This is a genomic window from Klebsiella sp. P1CD1 (assembly GCF_003790505.1).
Lineage (GTDB): Bacteria > Pseudomonadota > Gammaproteobacteria > Enterobacterales > Enterobacteriaceae > Klebsiella > Klebsiella variicola.
This window is the reverse complement of record NZ_CP033631.1, coordinates 5,279,809-5,299,753: the sequence shown is the minus strand read 5'-3', so window position 1 is coordinate 5,299,753 and position 19,945 is coordinate 5,279,809. Positions and strand designations below refer to the sequence as shown.

Here is a 19,945-nt window from a genome sequence, read left to right as displayed (position 1 = left end):
ACTTATTTTTATCCTCTCCCCGGCGGGGGAGAGGGTGTAGGGAATCGGTCCTTGCTTACGATGGCATCGTTATGGCCTGCTTCTCTTCGAGCAGTTTTTCCACGACGCCAGGATCGGCGAGCGTCGAGGTATCGCCGAGGTTGCTGGTGTCGCCCGCGGCAATCTTACGCAGAATGCGACGCATGATTTTGCCCGAGCGGGTTTTCGGTAGCGAATCGGTCCAGTGCAGCACATCCGGCGTCGCCAGCGGGCCGATCTCTTTGCGCACCCAGTTACGCACTTCGGCATACAGCTCCGGCGTTGGTTCTTCGCCGTGATTGAGCGTCACGTAGGCGTAGATGGCCTGGCCTTTGATGTTGTGCGGGATCCCCACCACCGCCGCTTCAGCGATTTTCGGGTGCGACACCAGCGCGGATTCAATTTCCGCGGTACCCAGACGGTGGCCGGAGACATTCAGCACGTCATCCACGCGGCCAGTGATCCAGTAGTAACCATCTTCATCGCGACGCGCGCCATCGCCGCTAAAGTACATATTTTTGAAGGTGGAGAAGTAGGTTTGCTCAAAGCGCTCATGGTCACCGAACAGGGTACGCGCCTGGCCGGGCCAGGAGTCGGCGATGGCAAGATTGCCCTCGGTGGCGCCATCCAGCGGCAGGCCTTCGTTATCCACCAGCACCGGCTGGACGCCGAAGAACGGACGCGTCGCGGAGCCGGCCTTCAGCTCGATTGCGCCCGGCAGCGGGGTGATCATAAAGCCGCCGGTTTCGGTCTGCCACCAGGTGTCCATCACCGGGCACTTCTCGTTACCGATCTTCTTCCAGTACCACTCCCAGGCTTCCGGGTTAATCGGTTCGCCGACCGAGCCGAGAATGCGCAGCGAGGAACGGTCTGTGCCTTCGATCGCTTTGTCGCCTTCCGCCATCAGGGCGCGGATAGCCGTCGGGGCGGTATAGAGAATGCTGACCTTATGCTTATCGACGACCTGGCACATACGCGCCGGGGTTGGCCAGTTCGGTACCCCTTCGAACATCAGGGTGGTGGCGCCGCAGGCCAGCGGACCATACAGCAGATAGCTGTGGCCGGTGACCCAGCCCACATCGGCGGTGCACCAGTAAATATCGCCCGGATGGTAGTCGAAAACGTATTTAAAGGTGGTGGCCGCGTAGACCAGATAGCCGCCGGTGGTGTGCAGCACCCCTTTCGGTTTGCCGGTGGAGCCGGAAGTATAGAGGATGAACAGCGGATCTTCGGCGTTCATCTCGACGGGCCGGTGCTCGGCGCTGGCATTGGCCATCAGGTCGCTCCACCACAGGTCGCGGCCTTCCTGCCAGTCGATTTTGCCGCCGGTACGTTTCAGGACCACGACATGCTCAATACTGTTGACGTTCGGGTTTTTCAGCGCGTCATCAACGTTTTTCTTCAGCGGGATGGCGCGACCAGCGCGCAGCCCTTCGTCAGCGGTGATCACCAGGCGCGAGCTGGAGTCGATAATGCGTCCGGCCACCGCCTCCGGCGAGAAGCCGCCGAAAATCACTGAGTGGATAGCGCCGATGCGGGCGCAGGCCAGCATCGCCACCGCGGCTTCCGGCACCATCGGCATATAAATGGCGACCACATCGCCTTTTTTAATCCCAAGGTCGAGCAGCACATTGGCGAAGCGGCACACGTCCGCATGCAGTTCACGGTAGGTGATGTGCTTGCTCTGGCTGGCGTCGTCGCCTTCCCAGATGATGGCGGTTTGATCGCCGCGCTCGACGAGATGGCGGTCGAGGCAGTTGGCGGCGAGGTTCAGGGTGCCATCTTCATACCATTTGATGGAAATATTACCCGGCGCGAAAGAGGTGTTCTTCACGCGGGTATAGGGGCGTATCCAGTCAAGGATCTTGCCCTGCTCGCCCCAAAATGTATCAGGGTCGGTTATGGATTGTTGGTACTGCGCCTTGTACTGTTCCGGGTTAATCAGGCAACGTTCCGCGATATTAGCGGGAATAGGGTGTTTGTGTATTTGGCTCATGGCTTTTTTTCTCCTTTGAACTTGTTAAATATATGTCAAACAAACGTTAAGAGTAGGGGTTTTGACAGCTTTGTTTGTTAATTGGGGGGCAGATCACGCAATGATTCAACTGAGTGAAATTTCATCAAATGAAACTTTGAAGTGAAATAATTACGTAAATGAATTTATAGAAACGGAAGGTGTGAAATATTTTTTATTACAAATACTTATGCATTGTAACTGGGGAAAATTCGTGACTTTATGCAGAAAACCAGAAGAAAGCCCTATTCTTAAAGGCTTGCGCAGCATGCCGTGCAAATGATACTGATATTGCGCGTTAAATAACCCCACAAAGCAACGCAACACAATTCATACCCCCTGCAGTGGGTACCATGACGAAAAGGAATGGTGCCTTTCATTGAGGAAGTCAGTAGTGAAGAAAACGAAAAAAGTCAGTCTGGCCTGGCAAATCTTGCTAGCCCTGGTGCTGGGTATCCTTCTGGGCAGTTATCTGCATTACCACGCCGAAAGTCGCGATTGGTTGATTAGCAATTTGCTGACGCCGGCGGGCGATATCTTTATCCATCTGATTAAAATGATCGTGGTCCCGATTGTCATTTCGACCCTGGTGGTCGGGATTGCCGGCGTGGGCGATGCCAAGCAGTTAGGCCGGATCGGCGCCAAAACCATTATCTATTTCGAAGTGATCACCACGGTGGCGATCGTGCTGGGTATCACCCTGGCCAACGTCTTCCAGCCGGGGACCGGCATTGATATGTCACAGCTGGCGGCGGTTGATATTTCGAAATATCAGAGCACGACTGCCGAGGTGCAAAGCCATGCGCATGGCCTGATGGGCACTATCCTGTCGCTGGTCCCGACCAACATCGTGGCGTCGATGGCGAAAGGCGATATGCTGCCGATTATCTTCTTCTCGGTGCTGTTTGGTTTGGGGCTCTCCTCGCTGCCGGCGACCCACCGTGAGCCGTTGGTGACGGTTTTCCGCTCCATCTCCGAAACCATGTTTAAAGTCACCCACATGGTGATGCGCTATGCGCCGATCGGGGTGTTCGCCCTGATTTCGGTGACCGTCGCCACCTTTGGTTTCGCCTCGCTGTGGCCGCTGGCCAAGCTGGTACTGCTGGTTTACTTCGCGATCCTGTTCTTCGCGCTGGTGGTGCTGGGGATTGTCGCGCGTCTGTGTGGTCTGAGCATCTGGATCCTGATCCGTATCCTGAAAGATGAGCTGATTCTGGCCTACTCCACCGCCAGCTCGGAGAGCGTGCTGCCGCGCATTATCGAGAAGATGGAAGCCTATGGCGCGCCGGCGTCGATCACCAGCTTTGTGGTGCCGACCGGTTATTCCTTTAACCTCGATGGCTCAACGCTGTATCAGAGCATCGCGGCGATCTTTATCGCCCAGCTGTACGGTATCGACCTCTCTATCTGGCAGGAGATCACCCTGGTGCTGACTCTGATGGTTACCTCGAAAGGGATCGCTGGCGTGCCGGGCGTCTCCTTCGTGGTGCTGCTGGCAACCCTGGGTAGCGTCGGGATCCCGCTGGAAGGCCTCGCCTTTATCGCCGGCGTCGACCGTATCCTCGACATGGCGCGTACCGCGCTGAACGTGGTGGGGAATGCGCTGGCGGTGCTGGTTATCGCCAAGTGGGAGCATAAGTTCGACCGCAAAAAAGCGCTGGCGTATGAACGCGAAGTGCTGGGCAAGTTTGATAAAACCGCCCAATAAAACACAAAGCCCGGCGCGAACGCCGGGCTTTTTCTTATCCTTTACTGATCCGGTCAAACTCTTCGCAGCCGGTATCAAACCCCTCCAGGCAGCTGACGTTAAGCCAGTGCAGCGCCTTCTGCTTATTCGGTTCGATAAAGCCTTTCTCTCCCTGCTGGAACATCATCCCGGCCCAGTATTCAGCATAGCCGGTCCGTGAGAGCGCCGAGCTGCCTTTGAAGTATTCGCTCGCTTTCACATCATCTTCCGGGCCGTGCACGCCGCTGGCGTAGATCAGCCCCAGCAGCATCTGGGCGTCCACCGCTGCATCGCTTTCGCTATCCCGGGCGGCATCCTGCAGCAGCGTGATGGCGTGCGCCACATCGGTGGGGCCAGCCTGACGGTTCACCAGCACCCGCGCCAGAACGATCTCCCCGGATTTACTGCCGACCTTGACGGCTTTTTCCGCCAGCTGGCGGGCCTGCGGATAGTCCGCCTGCTGAGGGTTGCGAATTTTGAGCTGCGCCAGCAGCGCCAGTGCATCGCCATCGCCCTGGGCGGCGGCCTTCTGCGCCCAGTATTCGGCTTTCTCATAATCGCCGGAGCTGACCCAGGTATCGGCAAGGTAATATTGCGCGCGTCGATCGCCGGCTTCCGCCTGCTGTTGATACTGGCTGCCCGGTTCGGTGGCGACCGCTGCGCCGCTGGTGAAAACCAGTAAAAATAAAAAGAGGTATTTCATTTGTATTTATTATCAGCAAGGAACATAGCGCGCAGTATAAAGGGAGGCGAAAAAGAAGAAAATGGCGGGAATTAGCGGGGTAAATACCCGGAGAAGGCGCAATGCGCCGCCTCCGGGGAAAATCCCCGGTGGCGCTAACGCTTACCGGGGCTACAGCGTTGTGCGATTTGGTAGCCCGGAGAAGGCGCAATGCGCCGCCTCCGGGGAAAATCCCCGGTATCGCTACCGCTTACCGGGGCTACAGCGTTGTGCGATTTGGTAGCCCGGAGAAGGCGCAATGCGCCGCCTCCGGGGAAAATCCCCGGTAGCGCTACCGCTTACCGGGGCTACTCAATGGTACAAAGGTTCGAACCTTAACCCATTGCGCTTTCGCGCAGGCGGGCTTTCAGCTTGTTGTACTCGTCGATCACGTACTGTTCCGCCGCGCGCTGATCGGCAATCCGCTCAACGTTGACCGCGCAGTACTTGTACTCCGGCGTTTTGGTTATCGGACTCAGGTTCTCTGAGACCAGCTCGTTACAGGCACCGATCCACCACTGGTAGGTCATATACACCGCGCCTTTGTTCGGCCGGTCGCTGACCTGCGCGCGGGTGATGATCCGACCCTTACGCGAATTCACCCACACCAGCGCTTCATCTTCGATGCCTAACCGTTCGGCGTCGGCGGTGTTGATTTGCGCATAGCCAGGTTCATCCGCCAGTGCCGCCAGCGCCGCGCAGTTACCGGTCATTGAACGACACGAGTAGTGGCCGACTTCGCGCACTGTCGACAGCACCATTGGGTACTCGTCGGTGAGCTTATCGATCGGCGCGACCCAGTCGCAGGTGAAGAACTGCGCCAGCCCGTTCGGGGTATCGAACTTCTCTTTAAACAGATACGACGTCCCCTGGTCGGCGTCGGACTCATCGCGGCATGGCCACATGACGTAGCCGAGTTCGCCCATTTTTTCATAGGTGGCGCCGTAGAAGTCCGGGCACAGATGCCGCAACTCATCCCAGATCTCCTGGGTATTGTTGTAGTGCATCGGATAGCCCATCCGGGTGGCGATTTCGCTGATGATCTGCCAGTCGGTTTTCAGGTCCCACTTCGGCTCCACGGCTTTAAAGAAGCGCTGGAAGCCGCGGTCCGCTGCGGTATACACTCCTTCGTGCTCGCCCCACGATGTGGACGGCAGGATGACGTCGGCCGCGGAGGCGGTTTTGGTCATGAAAATGTCCTGGACGATAACCAGTTCCAGATCGTCGAACGCTTTGCGGACCGCCGAGAGTTCGGCATCGGTCTGCAGCGGATCCTCACCCATGATGTACGCTGCCCGCACTTCACCGTGCGCCGCGCGATGCGGCAGCTCGCTGATGCGATAGCCGGTATGTTCCGGCAGGCTGTCGACGCCCCAGGCTTTGGCGAACTTCTCGCGGTTCTCCGGGAATTTGACGTACTGGTAGCCCGGATAGGTATCCGGCAGCGCGCCCATATCGCAGGCCCCCTGGACGTTGTTCTGGCCGCGTACCGGGTTGACGCCGACGCTCGGCTTGCCGAGGTTGCCGGTGAGGATCGCCAGGCTGGTCAGCGACCGGACCGTCTCCACGCCCTGATAGAACTGGGTGACGCCCATGCCCCACAGGATGGCGGCGGATTTGGCGCTGGCGTACATCCGGGCGCAGGCGCGGATCTCCTGGGCGCTAACCCCGGTGATCTCTTCCACCGACTCCGGCGTATAGCCTTCAACGATTTTGCGATACTCCTCGAAGCCCTCAGAACGGCTGGCGACGAAGGATTTATCGTACAGATCCTCTTCAATAATCACGTGGCCAATGGCGTTGAGCAGCGCGATATTCGAGCCGTTCTTCAGCGCAATGTGCATGTCGGCGATGCGCGCGGTTTCAATTTTGCGCGGGTCGCAGACGATGATTTTCGCCCCGTTGCGTTTGGCGTTAATGACGTGATTCGCCACGATAGGGTGGGAATCCGCCGGGTTATAACCGAAGATAAACACCAGATCGGTGTTATCAATCTCCGTGATGGCATTACTCATGGCGCCGTTACCGACCGACTGGTGCAGACCTGCAACCGAAGGGCCGTGTCAGACGCGAGCGCAGCAGTCGACGTTATTGGTACCAATAACGGCGCGCGCGAATTTTTGCATCACATAGTTGGTTTCATTACCGGTGCCGCGGGAGGAGCCGGTGGTTTGGATCGCATCCGGGCCATATTTGGCTTTAATGGCGCTGAGGCGAGTGGCGACGTAATCCAGCGCCTCATCCCAGGAGACAGCTTCCAGCTTGCCGCCGCGTTGACGACGGATCATGGGGGTTTTCAGGCGCGGCGTCAGGATCTGGGTATCGTTAATAAAGTCCCAGCCATAATAGCCCTTCAGGCACAGGGTTCCCTGGTTGGTTTTCCCCTGCGCCGCTTCAGCCCGAACGATTTTGCCGTTATCGACCACCAGGTTGATTTTGCAACCTGATGCGCAATACGGGCAAACCGTGACGACTTTTTTCATCGGTCTTGCTCCAGTTATTCAATGGGCGCGTTTGCGCTATCGCGCCGTCACTATGCATCTTCTATGCCATATTTTCATTGTGGATATTCCTTGATGATACGCGGCTTTTTTGGGCGAAATGCTGACGAAAAACAGCCTGTCGACAGATTTGACGTGTCGATACGCCGGAGATGTGACGGCGCTTGAAAAAATGTCACCGGGAGAGGAATTTGTCGGCGCAGGCTTGCAGAATCGATCAGACTGACACTAATTCCCCGCGGGCAGAGGCAAAGATGAAACCAGTCATTTTGGTGGTGGATGACGACATAGCGATGGGCGAAATGCTCAGCGATGTGCTTGGCGCGCACGCGTTTGAAGTATTGGTCTGCCAGACCGGCGGCGACGCGCTGGCGAGGGTGGCGCAGCGGGCAGACATCGCGCTGGTTTTGCTGGATATGATCCTGCCGGATACTCATGGTCTGCAGGTGCTTCAGCAGCTGCAGCGCACGCGGCCTGAGCTGCCGGTGGTGATGCTGTCTGGTCTGGGCAGTGAGTCTGATGTAGTGGTGGGCCTGGAGATGGGCGCCGATGATTACATCGCCAAACCTTTCAGCTCGCGGGTGGTGGTCGCCCGGGTGAAAGCGGTACTGCGACGCAGCGGGGCGCTGGCCGGCGAGACGTCGGGCGTCGGCAGCGGCCTGACGTTTAACGGCTGGCGGCTGGATACCACGCGCTGCGAACTGTATAACCCGCAGCAGCAGGCGATCCCGCTGACCCAGGGAGAATATGGCCTGCTGCTGGCGCTGGCGCAGAACGCGCGCCGGGTATTGAATCGCGAACAGCTGCTGGCGCTGACTCATAATGAAAGCACTGAGGTGTTCGACCGGACCATCGACGTGCTGATCATGCGCCTGCGCCGCAAAATCGAGTTAAACCCGCATCAGCCGACGTTGATTAAAACCCTGCGCGGTCTGGGCTATGTCTTTTCCGCCGATGTGACCCACAGCGATAAGGCGGCGTAGGGCGGGTTTGCTGCCTGACCGGCCCGCCCGGCGCTGGAGTATCTAACCATTCTGCAACTGAATAAACGCCAGCAGCTCAGGGAGCGTTTTGGCGCCTTCGATCGCGTTGGCGGCCTGCAGGCTGGCGTGTGTATGGTTCAATTATGCAGAAACAGCAAATGCAGCTACTAACAAATTTAGACCTAAGAGTGGTAGCCGTTTCAATAGTAGAGCAACTGAAGTCGAAGAGGTAAGGGAGCAATTAGGCATTTAAATTTTGTTTTTCGACTTAAGAATATAAAAAAAGATAAGTGAAGAAAGAACTCTTAAATGATTGATAATAAAATAAGTATCAAATTAAAATCTGAATAGAAAGTGGAAAAATGAACGAGCTAAACAAAACATAATAATTGGAAAACGGGCTGAAAGCTACCATTGTTAAAATTCAATGAAAGGAGTTGTAATTTTTATCTATAATTTATGCTTTGAATTGTTACGTAGAGAAATTGATATTTTTTTAGCTTTTTTATGATGTAAGTGTCTGAGATAAAAAATTCGTTGGTGGTATTTCATCTCGGTTCTAAGATCAAAGTTTTTTCTGAATGGGTATTTAATTCTGGCGATTATACCATATTCACAAATATTTTCCTCCTTGGCTAAAAGTTTATCAATTCCATAAGTGTTATAGCCATAATAGCAACATGATATGTAGCACTTACAAATATCATTTGGCGTTGATACACGCCTTATAAGAATAGCTAGTATTTGTTCCCTGAGCTTTCTCCGTATTGTTTTCTCATATCTTTTAGTTATTGTTCTAACAAGTTGCTGATCAATTGTGCTTGCTCCTTGATGTGTATTTTTAAATGTTTTTAGATAGATTGCTCTAATAATAGCAATTGGATCAATACCCATATGTAGTAAGTGACGATGGTCTTCAGCCACTATTAATATAGAAATCAGCGACGAGGCTATTTCATTTTTTGAATTGATATTTATATAATCAATACATTTTTTATAATCATTGACTATGCTTTTAACTCTAATTTTCGTAACTACAAAAGTTAGTAACAAATAAGGTACTGATAGAATTAAAATCAAAAAACGTTTCGCTTCCATTTGACATTTCCTGAGGAATCTGCAGCAGTCGACCAAAACTTTCCATACATAACTTCGGTATTTACTTTACGGAAATATAATAATATTGTATATTCTCTTCTTTCCCCATTTATTTTTATATTCAGGGATGCATGGTTAGGTCTCAAGTAATTTCTTTTAATGATCCCACTCACTTCACCAATATTCCTTTGTTTACCAATGTAATTTCTTATAAAACAATTACTTTCGATATCTCGTATTTTCTCGATATGTCCTTCAATTACATTGTTATCACAAATTAAAATCAAGTTATAATATGATATTAAATTTATATATGGATTATAAGCAGAGTTTAATGTTGTACACTCTATTTCAAAGACGCCAGAAAAATTTGGTGGTTTTTTTATATATTCTTTAAATACGAATATAAGGAATGCGGCAAATAAAGTTGCTATAGTACCACTAAGAATTGAATTTTCAGATATATATGTAGCAAAATCTTTCATCCAAACCCAGACGATTGTACACAAATTAGTTAATTGCTCCATAAAGATACCCAAGTTATCTGAACACAAAAACTGTGACTTAGAATGTAACATTTAATAACAAAAAGCAATACAGACTACGAGAATTAGGTTGTAGAAGCTTCGGCCACGGCATATCCGTTGAACAGAATGACGGAAGCAGATATGCATTGTCTGACAGTACCGCTAGCTTTGAGGATGCTGTTCCCAAATATAATTTGCTCAACAAAGCCTATTTCTTTTGATAATGATCAAGAAGATGTAGTCGTTGTTTACTCTATCTATTGACAAAATTATAGGGATAATGAAGAAGACACCAGTACGGGATTTCAGTCTCAGAAGCAGATCATGCTAAGCCCAATGGAAGAGATGAAGATTCCTATCTCGCTGTAAAGCAATCTTCTTAGTGGAAAGGTAGAAAATTGAAGAAATAGATATATAATACAAAATAAAATCGGGAAAATTTCATATTATTGATTTTATTAAAAATTTGATGGGATTTTAATCGCCGTCGTTATCCTCGCCAATCAGGCCAACCGCCTGCAGCGGCAGTCCGGCATGCATTTTAGCCAGGGTCAGCAGGACATTCAGCGGGGCGCCGCCGGTGGCGCGTTCGCTATGGACAATTTCCACCAGCCAGCCGCGCTCCGGCCACTGCCTGATCTGATGGACATGATCGACCAGCATGTTGCCTGCGGCAATAATCCCTTTACGTTCCATGATCGCTACTCCGCGCCGTCATACTCGTTAAGCGTAGCGCACAATCGGCGGAACGATTGTGCGCCGGGTTGCGCTTATTTCACGGTCCAGCCTTTGTAAGAGCTGACGTTGTTTTTGTCGATCATCGTCACCGGGATTAGCACTGGCGCGGTCGGCGCCGGCTTGCCCTGCAGGATGTCGTAGCCAATCTCCACCGCCTTCGCCGCCATCACCTGCGGATCCTGCGCCGGCGTCGCGACGAACAGGGAGTTCTTACGCTTCAGCGCCTCTTCGCCGTCCGGGCTGCCGTCGACGCCCACGATGAAGAATTCGCTACGCTGCGCCTGTTTCGCCGCCAGATCGGCGCCAATCGCCGTCGGATCGTTGATCGCGAACACGCCGTCAATCTTCGGATTGGCCGCCAGCAGGGAGGTCATCACCTCCAGGCCGCCTTCCCGGCTGCCTTTAGCGTTCTGGTTGGAGGAGAGGATTTTTATATCTGGGTGTTTTTTGAACTCCGTTTCGCAGCCTTCGACGCGGTTTTGTACCGCAGATACCGGCGGCCCGTTGATGATCACCACGCTGCCTTTGTTGTTCAGGCGGTCGCTAATGTATTTACAGGCCAGCTCGCCCGCCTGGGTGTTATCGGAGGTAATGGTGGCGTCGGCGCCTTCGGCGGCGACGTCAACCGCCACCACCACGATCCCGGCCTCTTTGGCCCGCTTCACCGCCGGGCCAATGCCCTTCGAATCGGCGGCGTTGAGGATGATCATATCGACTTTGGCGGCGATAAAGTTATCGATCTGCGCCACCTGCTGGCCCAAATCGTAGCCGCTGGAGACCAGCGTCACTTTGACATTATCTCCCGCCAGCTTGCGGGCCTCCAGCTCCGCCCCTTTGGTGATCTGCACAAAGAACGGGTTGGCAAGGTCGCCCACTGTCACGCCAATCGCTTTCAGTTCTTTGGCCGACGCAAAGGGGGAGGCGGCCAGCAGCGCGCCAGCACACAGCGCGGTCACTATCGGTTTTAAACGCATTCGCTTTTCCTCGCAGGTAAGATGGTGTTGTTATGCACTTTGATGGTGTCGGGTACGGTATTTGTCGATCAGCACCGCAATGATGATCACCGCCCCTTTGATCACCAGTTGCCAGAAGTAGGAGACCCCCATCAGGGTCATGCCGTTATTGAGGGTGGCGATAATCAGCGCCCCCACCAGCGTACCGGTGATGGTGCCGATACCACCGACGAAGCTGGTGCCGCCGAGAATGACCGCGGCGATGGCATCCAGTTCGTAGCCGACGCCGAGGTTGCCGTTGGCGCTGTATAACCGCGAGGCGCTCATCACCCCGCCAAGACCGGAGAGCAGGCCGCTCATGCCGTAGACAAACAGCAGCACCAGCCAGACTTTGATGCCGGTCAGCCGCGCCGCCTGCATGTTGCCGCCCACCGCGTAGATATGCACCCCAAGGGTAGTGCGGCGCAGGATAAACCAGCACACCGCGATAACCGCCAGGGCGATGACCACCAGCCACGGCACCGGGCCGAGATAGTCATTGCCGATCCACTCAAAGCTGATATCGGAGTTGATCACCGTGGTGCCGTCAGCCAGCAGATAGGCGGCGCCGCGCAGCGCCGTGTAGGTGCCGAGGGTGACGATAAACGGCGGTAACCCGGCGAAGGCGACCAGCGTGCCGTTGAACAGCCCAAGCAGCAGGCCGAGCATCAGCGCCGCCGGAATCGACAGCAACGCCAGCTCCGGGATCAGCGACACCACCATTGCCGCCACCGCGGTGGTGCCGAGAATGGAGCCGACGGAGAGGTCAATGCCGCCGGTAAGAATGATGAAGGTCATTCCCGCCGCCAGCACAATGTTGATCGAGGCCTGGCGGGTGATATTCAGCAGATTGCTTTCCGTGAAAAAGTTGGGGGCGATAAAGCCGAAAACGGCGACGATCAGGATGAGGATCGGCAGAATGCCGACGGTCTGCATCAGGTCGCCCATCAACATTTTTTTCGCCGAAGCGGATTTCGCGACCGGCGCGGAGGTCTCTTTCGGTATGCTCATAGTTGCCCTGCCTTAAGGTGAGAATCGTTCACGCCGGTGGCCAGCGTCATGATACTTTCCTGGCTGATATCGCCGGCCTGTAACTCGCCGGCGATAGCGCCCTCGCGCATCACATAGACCCGGTCGCTCATGCCCACCACTTCGGGCAGTTCGCTGGAGATCATCAGAATGGCGACGCCCTGGCGCGCCATGTCGTTCATGATGCGGTAAATCTCGCTTTTCGCGCCGACGTCGACGCCGCGGGTGGGTTCATCGAGGATCAGAATGCGCGGGCCAATCGCCACCCAGCGTGAAATCAATAATTTCTGCTGGTTGCCGCCGGACAGCCCGCCGGCGCGCACCTGGGCGTGCGGCACGCGGATGTTAAGCAACTGGATGGCGTCATCGGAGATGGTTTGCGCCTTCCGGCGGTTGAGCATCCCCCAGTTCGCGTCGCGCTCCAGCGTCGCCATGGTGATGTTTTCCTGGGCTGCCAGTTCGAGAAACAACCCCTGTTCTTTGCGGTTTTCGGTCAGAAAGCCGATCCCGAGGTCGATGGCTTCGCGCGGCGAGTGGATCACCACCGGCTCGCCGTCGATCTCAATCACCCCGCCAGTGGCTTTGCGCACGCCGAAGATCAGCTGCGCCAGTTCGGACCGTCCGGCGCCGACCAGCCCGGCGAGGCCGACGATTTCGCCAGCATGCACCACGAGGCTGCTGGGCTTAACCTTGCCGCCATCGGTCAGATCCTCGACCCGCAGGCGCGGCTGGCCGCGGGGAATGTCACGTTCTTTATTGAACAGATCGCTGAGCGGGCGGCCGACCATCATGCGCACCAGCTCCGGCGCGTTGAGCTTGTCGCGCACCAGGCTGCCGACATACTGCCCGTCGCGCAGGACGCTGACGCGGTCGGAGAGCTCATACACTTCCGCCATGCGGTGGCTGATATAGATAATCGCCATTCCCTCATCGCGCAGGCGCAGGATGAGCTCGAACAGGCGCTGGGTTTCCCGCGAGGAGAGGGCGGCGGTGGGTTCATCCATCACCAGAATGCGGCTTTGACGGTGGAGCGCCCGGGCGATCTCCACCTGCTGCTGTTCGGCGATGGTCAGGGTCATCACCCGGTCGCTGGCTTTGAACTGGGCGCCGAGACGGTCGATCACCGCCTGCGCCTGGCTGAGCATGGCTTTGCGCTGCACCAGGCCACCGCGCGCCAGCTCGCTGCCGAGGAAAATGTTTTCCGCGACGGTCAGGTTCGGCGCCAGCTGCATCTCCTGATAGATCAACGTGATCCCAGCGGCCAGCGCGTCCTTGGGGCCGCGGATGGTTTGCGGTTTTCCGTCGATCAGGATCTCGCCGCTGGTGGCGGTATAGGCGCCGGCAAGGATCTTCATCAGCGTGCTTTTTCCGGCGCCGTTTTCTCCCATCAGGGCATGGATCTCCCCTGGCCAGACCGTCAGGTCGACGCCTTTCAGCGCGTAGAATTTGCCAAAGACTTTGGCAATATGGCGCATTTCCAGTACCGGGGTGGCGGTCATCGCGGCGCTCCTGTCTGTGAGAACAATAGCTGCAGTCCACCACCGGAAAATAAATGCAGAATGTCAGAATCCATTCATATTTGTCATAGTGATAAATAGTTAACCGCGATCACAGTTACGCGGCGTCATTTTCTGCACCGTCACGCTTATCTGCCGACCGATCCTTCACCGGAGTTGCTATGACCGCTCGCCGACACCCGTTTTTCACCAGCGCCCGTGGCCGCCTGCTCTCCTTTAATCTGCTGATGGGCGTGGTCACCCTGTTGGTGAGCGGCGTGGCGGTGTTCGGCTTTCACCACGCCAGCCAGCTGCAGGAGCAGGTGCAGCGCCAGACTCTCAACGACATGCGCGGCAGTATGGATCTGGCGCGGGACACGGCGAATGTCGCCACGGCGGCGGTGCGCCTGTCGCAGGTGGTGGGGGCGCTGGAGTACAAAAGCGAAGCGGAACGGCTGCTGGCGACGCAGCAGGCGCTGAAGCACTCGCTGGCCCAGCTGGCGGCGGCCCCGCTGGCGCAGCAGGAGCAGGCGCGGGTGGCCAATATTATTCGACGCAGCAACGCGCTGCAGCAGAGCGTGGCGGAGATGCTGGAGCGCGGCCAGCGCCGCCATCTGCAGCGCAATGCGCTGCTGAGTTCGCTTTACCAGAATCAGAGCAACCTGCGCCATCTCGCCGATCTTAACGATCGCGGCGGGGATAAGGCGATCGATCCGCGCCGGCTGGCCGAGATGGACCGGCTGATCGTGGCCGCGATCCATACCGTTACGCCGCGGTCGATCGTTCTGCAGCTCGACCAGCTGCGCGGCGACCTGCCGGCAGGCAGCGCCGATCCCGCGCTGGCGTTTTTCCTGCCCGACGTCAACCGGGAACTGGCGACGCTGGCCCCGCTGTCGGCCCAGCTGGAGGAGAGCGATCTGACGATCAGCTGGTACATGTACCACATCAAAGCGCTGGTCGCGTTGCTTAACGAGGATATCAATCAGTACGTGACCCGGGTGGCGGAAGCCTCAGAGCAGCGGGCAGCGCAGAGCCATCGGGAGCTGCGCTCCATCAGCATGTTTATTCTGCTTTCCGCGCTGCTGGCGCTGGCGATCACCGGCTGCGCCGGGTGGTATATCTACCGTAACCTTGGCTCGAACCTGACCGCCATCTCCCTGGCGATGTCGCGGCTGGCTCAGGGGGAGCCGAACGTCTCGGTGCCGGCCCTGCAGCGGCGCGATGAGCTGGGCGAGCTGGCGCGAGCCTTTAACGTTTTCGCCCGCAATACGGCGTCGCTGGAGCACACCACCCGGCTGCTGAAAGAGAAGACCACCCAGATGGAGATCGATCGAATTAAGCGCCAGGAGCTTGAAGAAGCGCTGCTGCACAGCCAGAAGATGAAGGCCGTCGGCCAGTTGACCGGGGGGCTGGCGCATGACTTTAACAACCTGCTGGCGGTGATCATCGGCAGCCTCGAGCTGGTGGAACCGGACGCACGCGATGCGCCGCGCCTCTCCAGGGCGCTGAAGGCGGCGGAGCGTGGGGCGCTTCTGACTCAGCGGCTGCTGGCCTTTTCGCGCAAACAGGCGCTGCATCCCCAGGCGGTGGCGATGGCGCCGCTGCTGGAGAACCTCAGCGAGCTGATGCGTCACTCCCTGCCGGCGACCTTAAGTCTGGAGATTGAGGCGCAGTCGCCGGCGTGGCCGGCATGGATAGACGTTGGCCAGCTGGAAAACGCCCTGATCAATCTGGTGATGAACGCCCGTGACGCCATGGCCGGGCGCGACGGGGTTATCAAAATACGCACCTGGAATCAGCGGGTCACCCGCAGCAGCGGTCAGCGGCAGGATATGGTGGCCCTGGAGGTGATCGATCATGGCAGCGGGATGTCACAGGCGGTGAAAGCCCGGGTGTTTGAACCGTTCTTCACCACCAAAGCCACCGGCAGCGGCAGCGGTCTGGGACTGTCGATGGTGTATGGCTTTGTGCGCCAGTCGGGCGGCCGGGTGGCGCTGGAGAGCGCGCCGGGGCAGGGGACGACGGTGCAGCTGCAGCTGCCGCGGGCGATGACCGAGGTTGAGACGACGGTGGCGCCAGCGGAGGACGAGCCGCTGCCGGCGGGAGAACGGCTGGCGCTGGTGCTGGAAGATGAAGAAGATGTACGCCAGACGCTGTGTGAACAGCTGCATCAGTTGGGCTGGCTGACGCTGGAGACGCCGAGTGGCGAAGAGGCGCTGCAGCTGCTGGAGGCGTCGCCGGATATCGCTCTGTTGATTAGCGATCTGATGCTGCCCGGCGCGCTGAGCGGCGCCGACGTGATCCATACCGCCCGACGCCGCTTTCCGGCGCTGCCGGTGCTGCTGATCAGCGGCCAGGATTTGCGTCCGGCGCAGAATCCGGCCCTGCCGGAAGTGGAGTGGCTGCGTAAGCCGTTTACCCGCGCCCAGCTGGCGCAGGCGCTGAGCGCGGCGTACGCGAGGATTTGAGATTCCTCCGCTACTCGGGGGTTGTACGCTTGATTAAGGTAGCGGCAGGACTCTGACGAGATTGGCCCCGATGAAACGTTACGCAACTGCACTGCTCTTTTGCACCCTGTCGCTGACCAGCCTGGCCGCTCGCGCCGATATTATCGATGACGCGATCGGCAATATTCAGCAAGCCATTAACGACGCCTATAACCCGGGTAGCAACCGCTCCGATGACGACGACAGATACGATGATGATGGCCGGTATGATGACGGGCGCTATCAGGGGAGCCGTCAGCAGAGCCGCGACAGCCAGCGTCAGTATGACGATCGACAACGGCAACTGGACGATCGCCGCCGCCAGCTTGACGAACGCCAGCGCCAGCTCGATCAGGATCGTCGCCAGTTAGAAAGCGACCAGCGTCGTCTGGATGATAGCTACTGATCGCTCCGCAACGGACCTGCACTTAATCCAGCACGATTTCCATCCCGTCATATCCCGCTTCGAAACCTGTCGGCAGCGGGTTATCCATCATCCAGACATCTAACTGGTGGCTGATATGGGTGAGGATCACCCGCGGACAGCCTATCACCTGGTTAAGGTGGCGGACGGTGTTTAGATCGTTGTGGTTACGCGGGGTCTGCGCGCGCGGCTCATGACTGCAATCAATGATCATCGCCTGCGGGCGGTTGTTGAGTAAAAACTTCAGCGTCTTGTCCGGCAGCCCGACGGTATCCGAGAGCCAGGCCACCCGGCTGTGGGCCGACTCCAGCAGATAACCGAAGGTGAGCTTCGAGTGGTTGAGCGGCAGGGGCGTTACCCGCAACCCCTGCAGGTCAAACACCACAAACGGCGTGACGGTTTGGCTAAAATCGAGCAGGCCGGGGTGCTTGAGCAGATCGTCGCAGCCGGCGTCGTCCGGCGGGCCATAGACCGGGATCGACGCGCCGACTCCCCAGCGCAGCGGAAACAGCCCCTGCACATGATCCAGATGGTAGTGGGTCAGCAGCACCTGCTGAAAACTACCGGCGGGATGATGTTCCATCAGATCCGGTCGTCCGGCATCAAGCAGCGTCACGGCGCTGTTGAACGTGACCACGCCGCTACAGGGGCGGCGTCGGTGGCTCTCCTCGCGGCGGGCGCGGCGGCAGGCCGCGCAGTCGCAACCGAAGACGGGCACCAGCTGGGCGCCGCCGGTGCCGGTTAAACGGATTGTCAGGCTCATCGTGTCACCTTTCACTCATACCGGCTGATCCTCTACGCGTGCCACGTGGCTGCGCAGCAGGCGGAAGAAATCGTCAACCGATTGTCGAAGACTCCCGTCATTATTCAACGTCAGGCAATTGTCCGGCTTATAGCGCGCGGCGCGATCCAGACGCTGGGCGATTTCCAGTGCGTTTTCCCGGCCGCGCTGCTCCAGCCGCTGGCGGAGCACCGGCGGCGAGACGGCGAGACAGATCGGCACCAGCACCTCGCCGTAGCGTTCCCGGGCCAGCGCCAGGTGGGCGCGGGAGCCGTTGGCCACCACGTCAAAGCCAGCGTGCAGCCACAGGTCGATCTCCACGCCAATGCCATAGTAAGTATTGTTGGCGTGCCAGCTGAGAGCAAAAAGATGCTGCTCGGCGCGGGTAAAAAATTCATGTTCGCTGAGGGCGATATGATTCTCGCTGCCCGCGTTAAACGGGCGGGTAATGTAACGATGGGCCACCAGCAGCTGCGGGTGCTCGCGCTCGCGCAGCGCCGCCAGCAGGCTGTCTTTACCGGAGCCAGAGGGGCCCACCAGCCAAATCAGTTTTCCCGGCATTAAAAGACCCTCGTTCCCTGGCGCCAGACATGGTCGATGTGCACATGCTCGCCGCGACGGCGCGCCAGCACCAGGTCGGCGCGTTTCCCCTCGGCGATGACGCCGCGATCGTCAAGGCCCAGCGCCTGCGCCGGATGCTTGCTGACCAGACGGATCGCCTGCGCCAGGGTGAAGGCGTTATCCTCGGCGTCGGCGATGCGGAAAGCGGCATCCAGCAGGCTGGCGGGGTAATAGTCAGACGAGAGAATGTCCAGCAAACCACTGCTCGCCAGCTGGTGCGCCGCGATGTTGCCAGAGTGGGAACCGCCGCGCACGATATTGGGGGCGCCCATCAGGACGTGCATCCCATGCTGACGTGAAGCCTGCGCTGCGGCCAGTGTGGTGGGAAACTCGGCGATGACGCTACCTAACTGACGGGATTCGGCCACATGCGCCTCGGTGGCGTCGTCGTGGCTGGCGAGGGCGATACGACGGGCGCGGCACATGGCGGCGATGGTCTGACGATTCGGCTGCGACCAGGTGGCGGCCAGGGCCATCTGCTCGGCTTCAAAACGGTCCATTTCGTCGTGAGTGAGATGGTATTTGCCCTGATAGTAATCGCGGTACTTGCTGCGATCGGCGTACTGACGCTGGCCTGGCGAGTGGTCCATCAGAGAGACCATGCTCACCGACTCGCGGTCAATCAGCTTTTCAAACAGCGGCAGCGTGGTGTGATGCGGCAGCTCGCAGCGCAGGTGCAGGCGATGCTCGGCGCGGTTGAGGCCGCGCTTTTGCGTCTCTTCCACCGCATTGACCATCTTCTCCAGATTCTCAAGACGATCGCCGCCATCACGCACGTCGCCAATCGCCACGGCGTCGAGCACGGTGGTGATGCCGCTGGCGACCATCATGGCGTCATGGCTGCTCATCGCCGAGTGGGCCGGCCAGTCCACCTTCGGTCGCGGGGTAAAGAACTTGTCGAGGTTATCGGTATGCAGTTCGATAAGGCCCGGCAGCAGCCAGCCGCCTTCCCCATCCAGCGCCTGCGGCAGCCGACTCTGGCTTTCGGCGAAAGCGAGGATGCGACCGTGCTGGACTTCCAGTGAACCGTGGACCACGTCGTCGTCGAGAACCAGTTTTACGTTATTGATAATCATGCTGTCATTCCCATGGGGTGCAGTCGGTCGGCGACCTGACGGCGTACCCCTTCGTCATGGAAAATCCCCACGATGGCCGCGCCGCGCGCTTTGGCATCGTGGATCAGGTTGACCACGGCAGCACTGTTTTTGGCATCCAGTGAGGCGGTGGGCTCATCAAGGAGCAGAATCGGATAGTCGACCGCAAAGCCGCGGGCGATGTTGACCCGCTGCTGCTCGCCGCCTGAAAAGGTCGACGGCGCAAGGTGCCACAGGCGTTCCGGAACGTTGAGGCGGGTCAGGAGCTGGGCGGCTTTCGCGGCGCTCGCTTCACGCGGCGTCCCAAGGTCGAGCAGCGGCTGCATCACCACCTCCAGCGCTGAAATGCGCGGGATCACCCGCAGAAACTGGCTGACCCAGCCGATGGTGGTTTTGCGCACTTCCAGTACCTTGCGTGGGGTGGCGGTGACCAGATCCACCCATTCCTCGCCGTGGCGGATGTGGATATGGCCGCTGTCCGGCAGATAATTGGCATACAGCGAACGCAGCAACGTCGATTTGCCGCTGCCGGAGTGACCGTGGAGTACCACGCACTCCCCGGCGTTAACGGTCAGCGAGGCGTCGGCCAGCACCGGCAGGCGCACGCCGTGCTGCTGGTGCAGAACAAAGGTTTTATGGATGTTTTCAACGCGGATCATGTTAGCCCTCGCGGGGTTGGGTTGCCGGGTGGCGCTT

Annotated in this window: 16 protein-coding genes and 3 pseudogenes; 5 read left to right on the top strand and 14 right to left on the bottom strand. The window is 57.5% G+C overall.

The features are described from left to right. Positions 1-55: 55 nt before the first annotated feature. A complete protein-coding gene (acs, locus tag DTA24_RS26200; protein WP_123837140.1) occupies positions 56-2,014 on the bottom strand; it encodes an acetate--CoA ligase in 1,959 nt (652 codons plus the stop codon). A 100-nt stretch (positions 2,015-2,114) separates the two neighbouring features. On the opposite strand from acs, the pseudogene DTA24_RS26195 reads away from it, so the two are divergent. Together DTA24_RS26195 and gltP are read left to right on the top strand one after the other, a co-directional pair. After that, positions 2,115-2,315 (top strand): annotated as a pseudogene (locus tag DTA24_RS26195) (hypothetical protein). Positions 2,316-2,426: 111 nt separating this feature from the next. Continuing rightward, on the top strand, positions 2,427-3,740 hold the full coding sequence (gltP, locus tag DTA24_RS26190) for a glutamate/aspartate:proton symporter GltP (RefSeq protein ID WP_012543161.1): 1,314 nt from the start codon (positions 2,427-2,429) through the stop codon (positions 3,738-3,740). Positions 3,741-3,774: 34 nt separating this feature from the next. Here gltP and DTA24_RS26185 read toward each other — a convergent pair whose 3' ends face one another. After that, positions 3,775-4,461: a tetratricopeptide repeat protein gene (locus DTA24_RS26185; protein WP_008807260.1), complete on the bottom strand. Its 687-nt coding sequence runs from the start codon at positions 4,459-4,461 to the stop codon at positions 3,775-3,777. A gap of 353 nt (positions 4,462-4,814) precedes the next feature. Further along, entirely contained in the window at positions 4,815-6,962 is a 2,148-nt protein-coding gene (fdhF, locus tag DTA24_RS26175) for a formate dehydrogenase subunit alpha (RefSeq protein WP_077625434.1), read from the bottom strand. A 272-nt stretch (positions 6,963-7,234) separates the two neighbouring features. Here fdhF and DTA24_RS26170 point away from each other — a divergent pair, with 272 nt between their 5' ends. Further along, a complete protein-coding gene (locus tag DTA24_RS26170) occupies positions 7,235-7,963 on the top strand; it encodes a response regulator transcription factor (RefSeq protein ID WP_082228431.1) in 729 nt (242 codons plus the stop codon). Positions 7,964-8,005: 42 nt separating this feature from the next. Here the strand turns inward: DTA24_RS26170 and DTA24_RS28950 are convergent. From DTA24_RS28950 to DTA24_RS26140, 7 genes and pseudogenes are all read right to left on the bottom strand, one after another. Further along, positions 8,006-8,089, bottom strand: a pseudogene (locus tag DTA24_RS28950) (hypothetical protein); the annotation flags it as partial. Positions 8,090-8,413: 324 nt separating this feature from the next. Beyond that, entirely contained in the window at positions 8,414-9,061 is a 648-nt protein-coding gene (locus DTA24_RS26165) for a transglycosylase domain-containing protein (protein WP_123837138.1), read from the bottom strand. Then, positions 9,040-9,588, bottom strand: coding sequence for a hypothetical protein (locus tag DTA24_RS26160; RefSeq protein ID WP_123837137.1), 549 nt, complete (start codon positions 9,586-9,588; stop codon positions 9,040-9,042). The genes DTA24_RS26165 and DTA24_RS26160 overlap by 22 nt, the downstream gene beginning before the upstream one ends. A 480-nt stretch (positions 9,589-10,068) precedes the next feature. Beyond that, a pseudogene (locus DTA24_RS26155) lies at positions 10,069-10,284 on the bottom strand (sugar kinase); the annotation flags it as partial. A 74-nt stretch (positions 10,285-10,358) separates the two neighbouring features. Further along, on the bottom strand, positions 10,359-11,300 hold the full coding sequence (locus DTA24_RS26150) for an ABC transporter substrate-binding protein (protein WP_012543155.1): 942 nt from the start codon (positions 11,298-11,300) through the stop codon (positions 10,359-10,361). A gap of 30 nt (positions 11,301-11,330) precedes the next feature. Then, positions 11,331-12,329: an ABC transporter permease subunit gene (locus tag DTA24_RS26145; RefSeq protein WP_123837136.1), complete on the bottom strand. Its 999-nt coding sequence runs from the start codon at positions 12,327-12,329 to the stop codon at positions 11,331-11,333. Then, positions 12,326-13,846, bottom strand: coding sequence for a sugar ABC transporter ATP-binding protein (locus DTA24_RS26140; protein ID WP_064324014.1), 1,521 nt, complete (start codon positions 13,844-13,846; stop codon positions 12,326-12,328). Before DTA24_RS26140 ends, DTA24_RS26145 begins: the two co-directional genes overlap by 4 nt. Positions 13,847-14,025: 179 nt before the next feature. Between DTA24_RS26140 and DTA24_RS26135 the strand changes: the two genes are divergently transcribed. Further along, positions 14,026-16,311 carry an ATP-binding protein gene (locus tag DTA24_RS26135; protein ID WP_123837135.1) on the top strand — a complete coding sequence of 762 codons (2,286 nt, stop codon included), beginning with the start codon at positions 14,026-14,028 and terminating at the stop codon, positions 16,309-16,311. Positions 16,312-16,381: 70 nt separating this feature from the next. Beyond that, positions 16,382-16,735: a DDRRRQL repeat protein YjdP gene (gene yjdP, locus DTA24_RS26130; RefSeq protein WP_012543151.1), complete on the top strand. Its 354-nt coding sequence runs from the start codon at positions 16,382-16,384 to the stop codon at positions 16,733-16,735. Positions 16,736-16,757: 22 nt separating this feature from the next. On the opposite strand, the gene phnP is transcribed toward yjdP, so the two are convergent. From phnP to phnL, 4 genes are read right to left on the bottom strand one after another with little or no spacing between them, the layout of a single operon-like run. Continuing rightward, entirely contained in the window at positions 16,758-17,516 is a 759-nt protein-coding gene (gene phnP / locus DTA24_RS26125; protein ID WP_044649739.1) for a phosphonate metabolism protein PhnP, read from the bottom strand. A 15-nt stretch (positions 17,517-17,531) separates the two neighbouring features. Next, complete coding sequence (phnN, locus tag DTA24_RS26120; RefSeq protein WP_012543150.1) at positions 17,532-18,095, bottom strand: ribose 1,5-bisphosphokinase; 564 nt, start codon at positions 18,093-18,095, stop codon at positions 17,532-17,534. Further along, positions 18,095-19,231: an alpha-D-ribose 1-methylphosphonate 5-triphosphate diphosphatase gene (phnM, locus tag DTA24_RS26115; RefSeq protein ID WP_040971115.1), complete on the bottom strand. Its 1,137-nt coding sequence runs from the start codon at positions 19,229-19,231 to the stop codon at positions 18,095-18,097. The genes phnN and phnM overlap by 1 nt, the downstream gene beginning before the upstream one ends. Next, positions 19,228-19,908, bottom strand: coding sequence for a phosphonate C-P lyase system protein PhnL (gene phnL, locus DTA24_RS26110; protein WP_008807247.1), 681 nt, complete (start codon positions 19,906-19,908; stop codon positions 19,228-19,230). Before phnL ends, phnM begins: the two co-directional genes overlap by 4 nt. Positions 19,909-19,945: the final 37 nt, after the last annotated feature.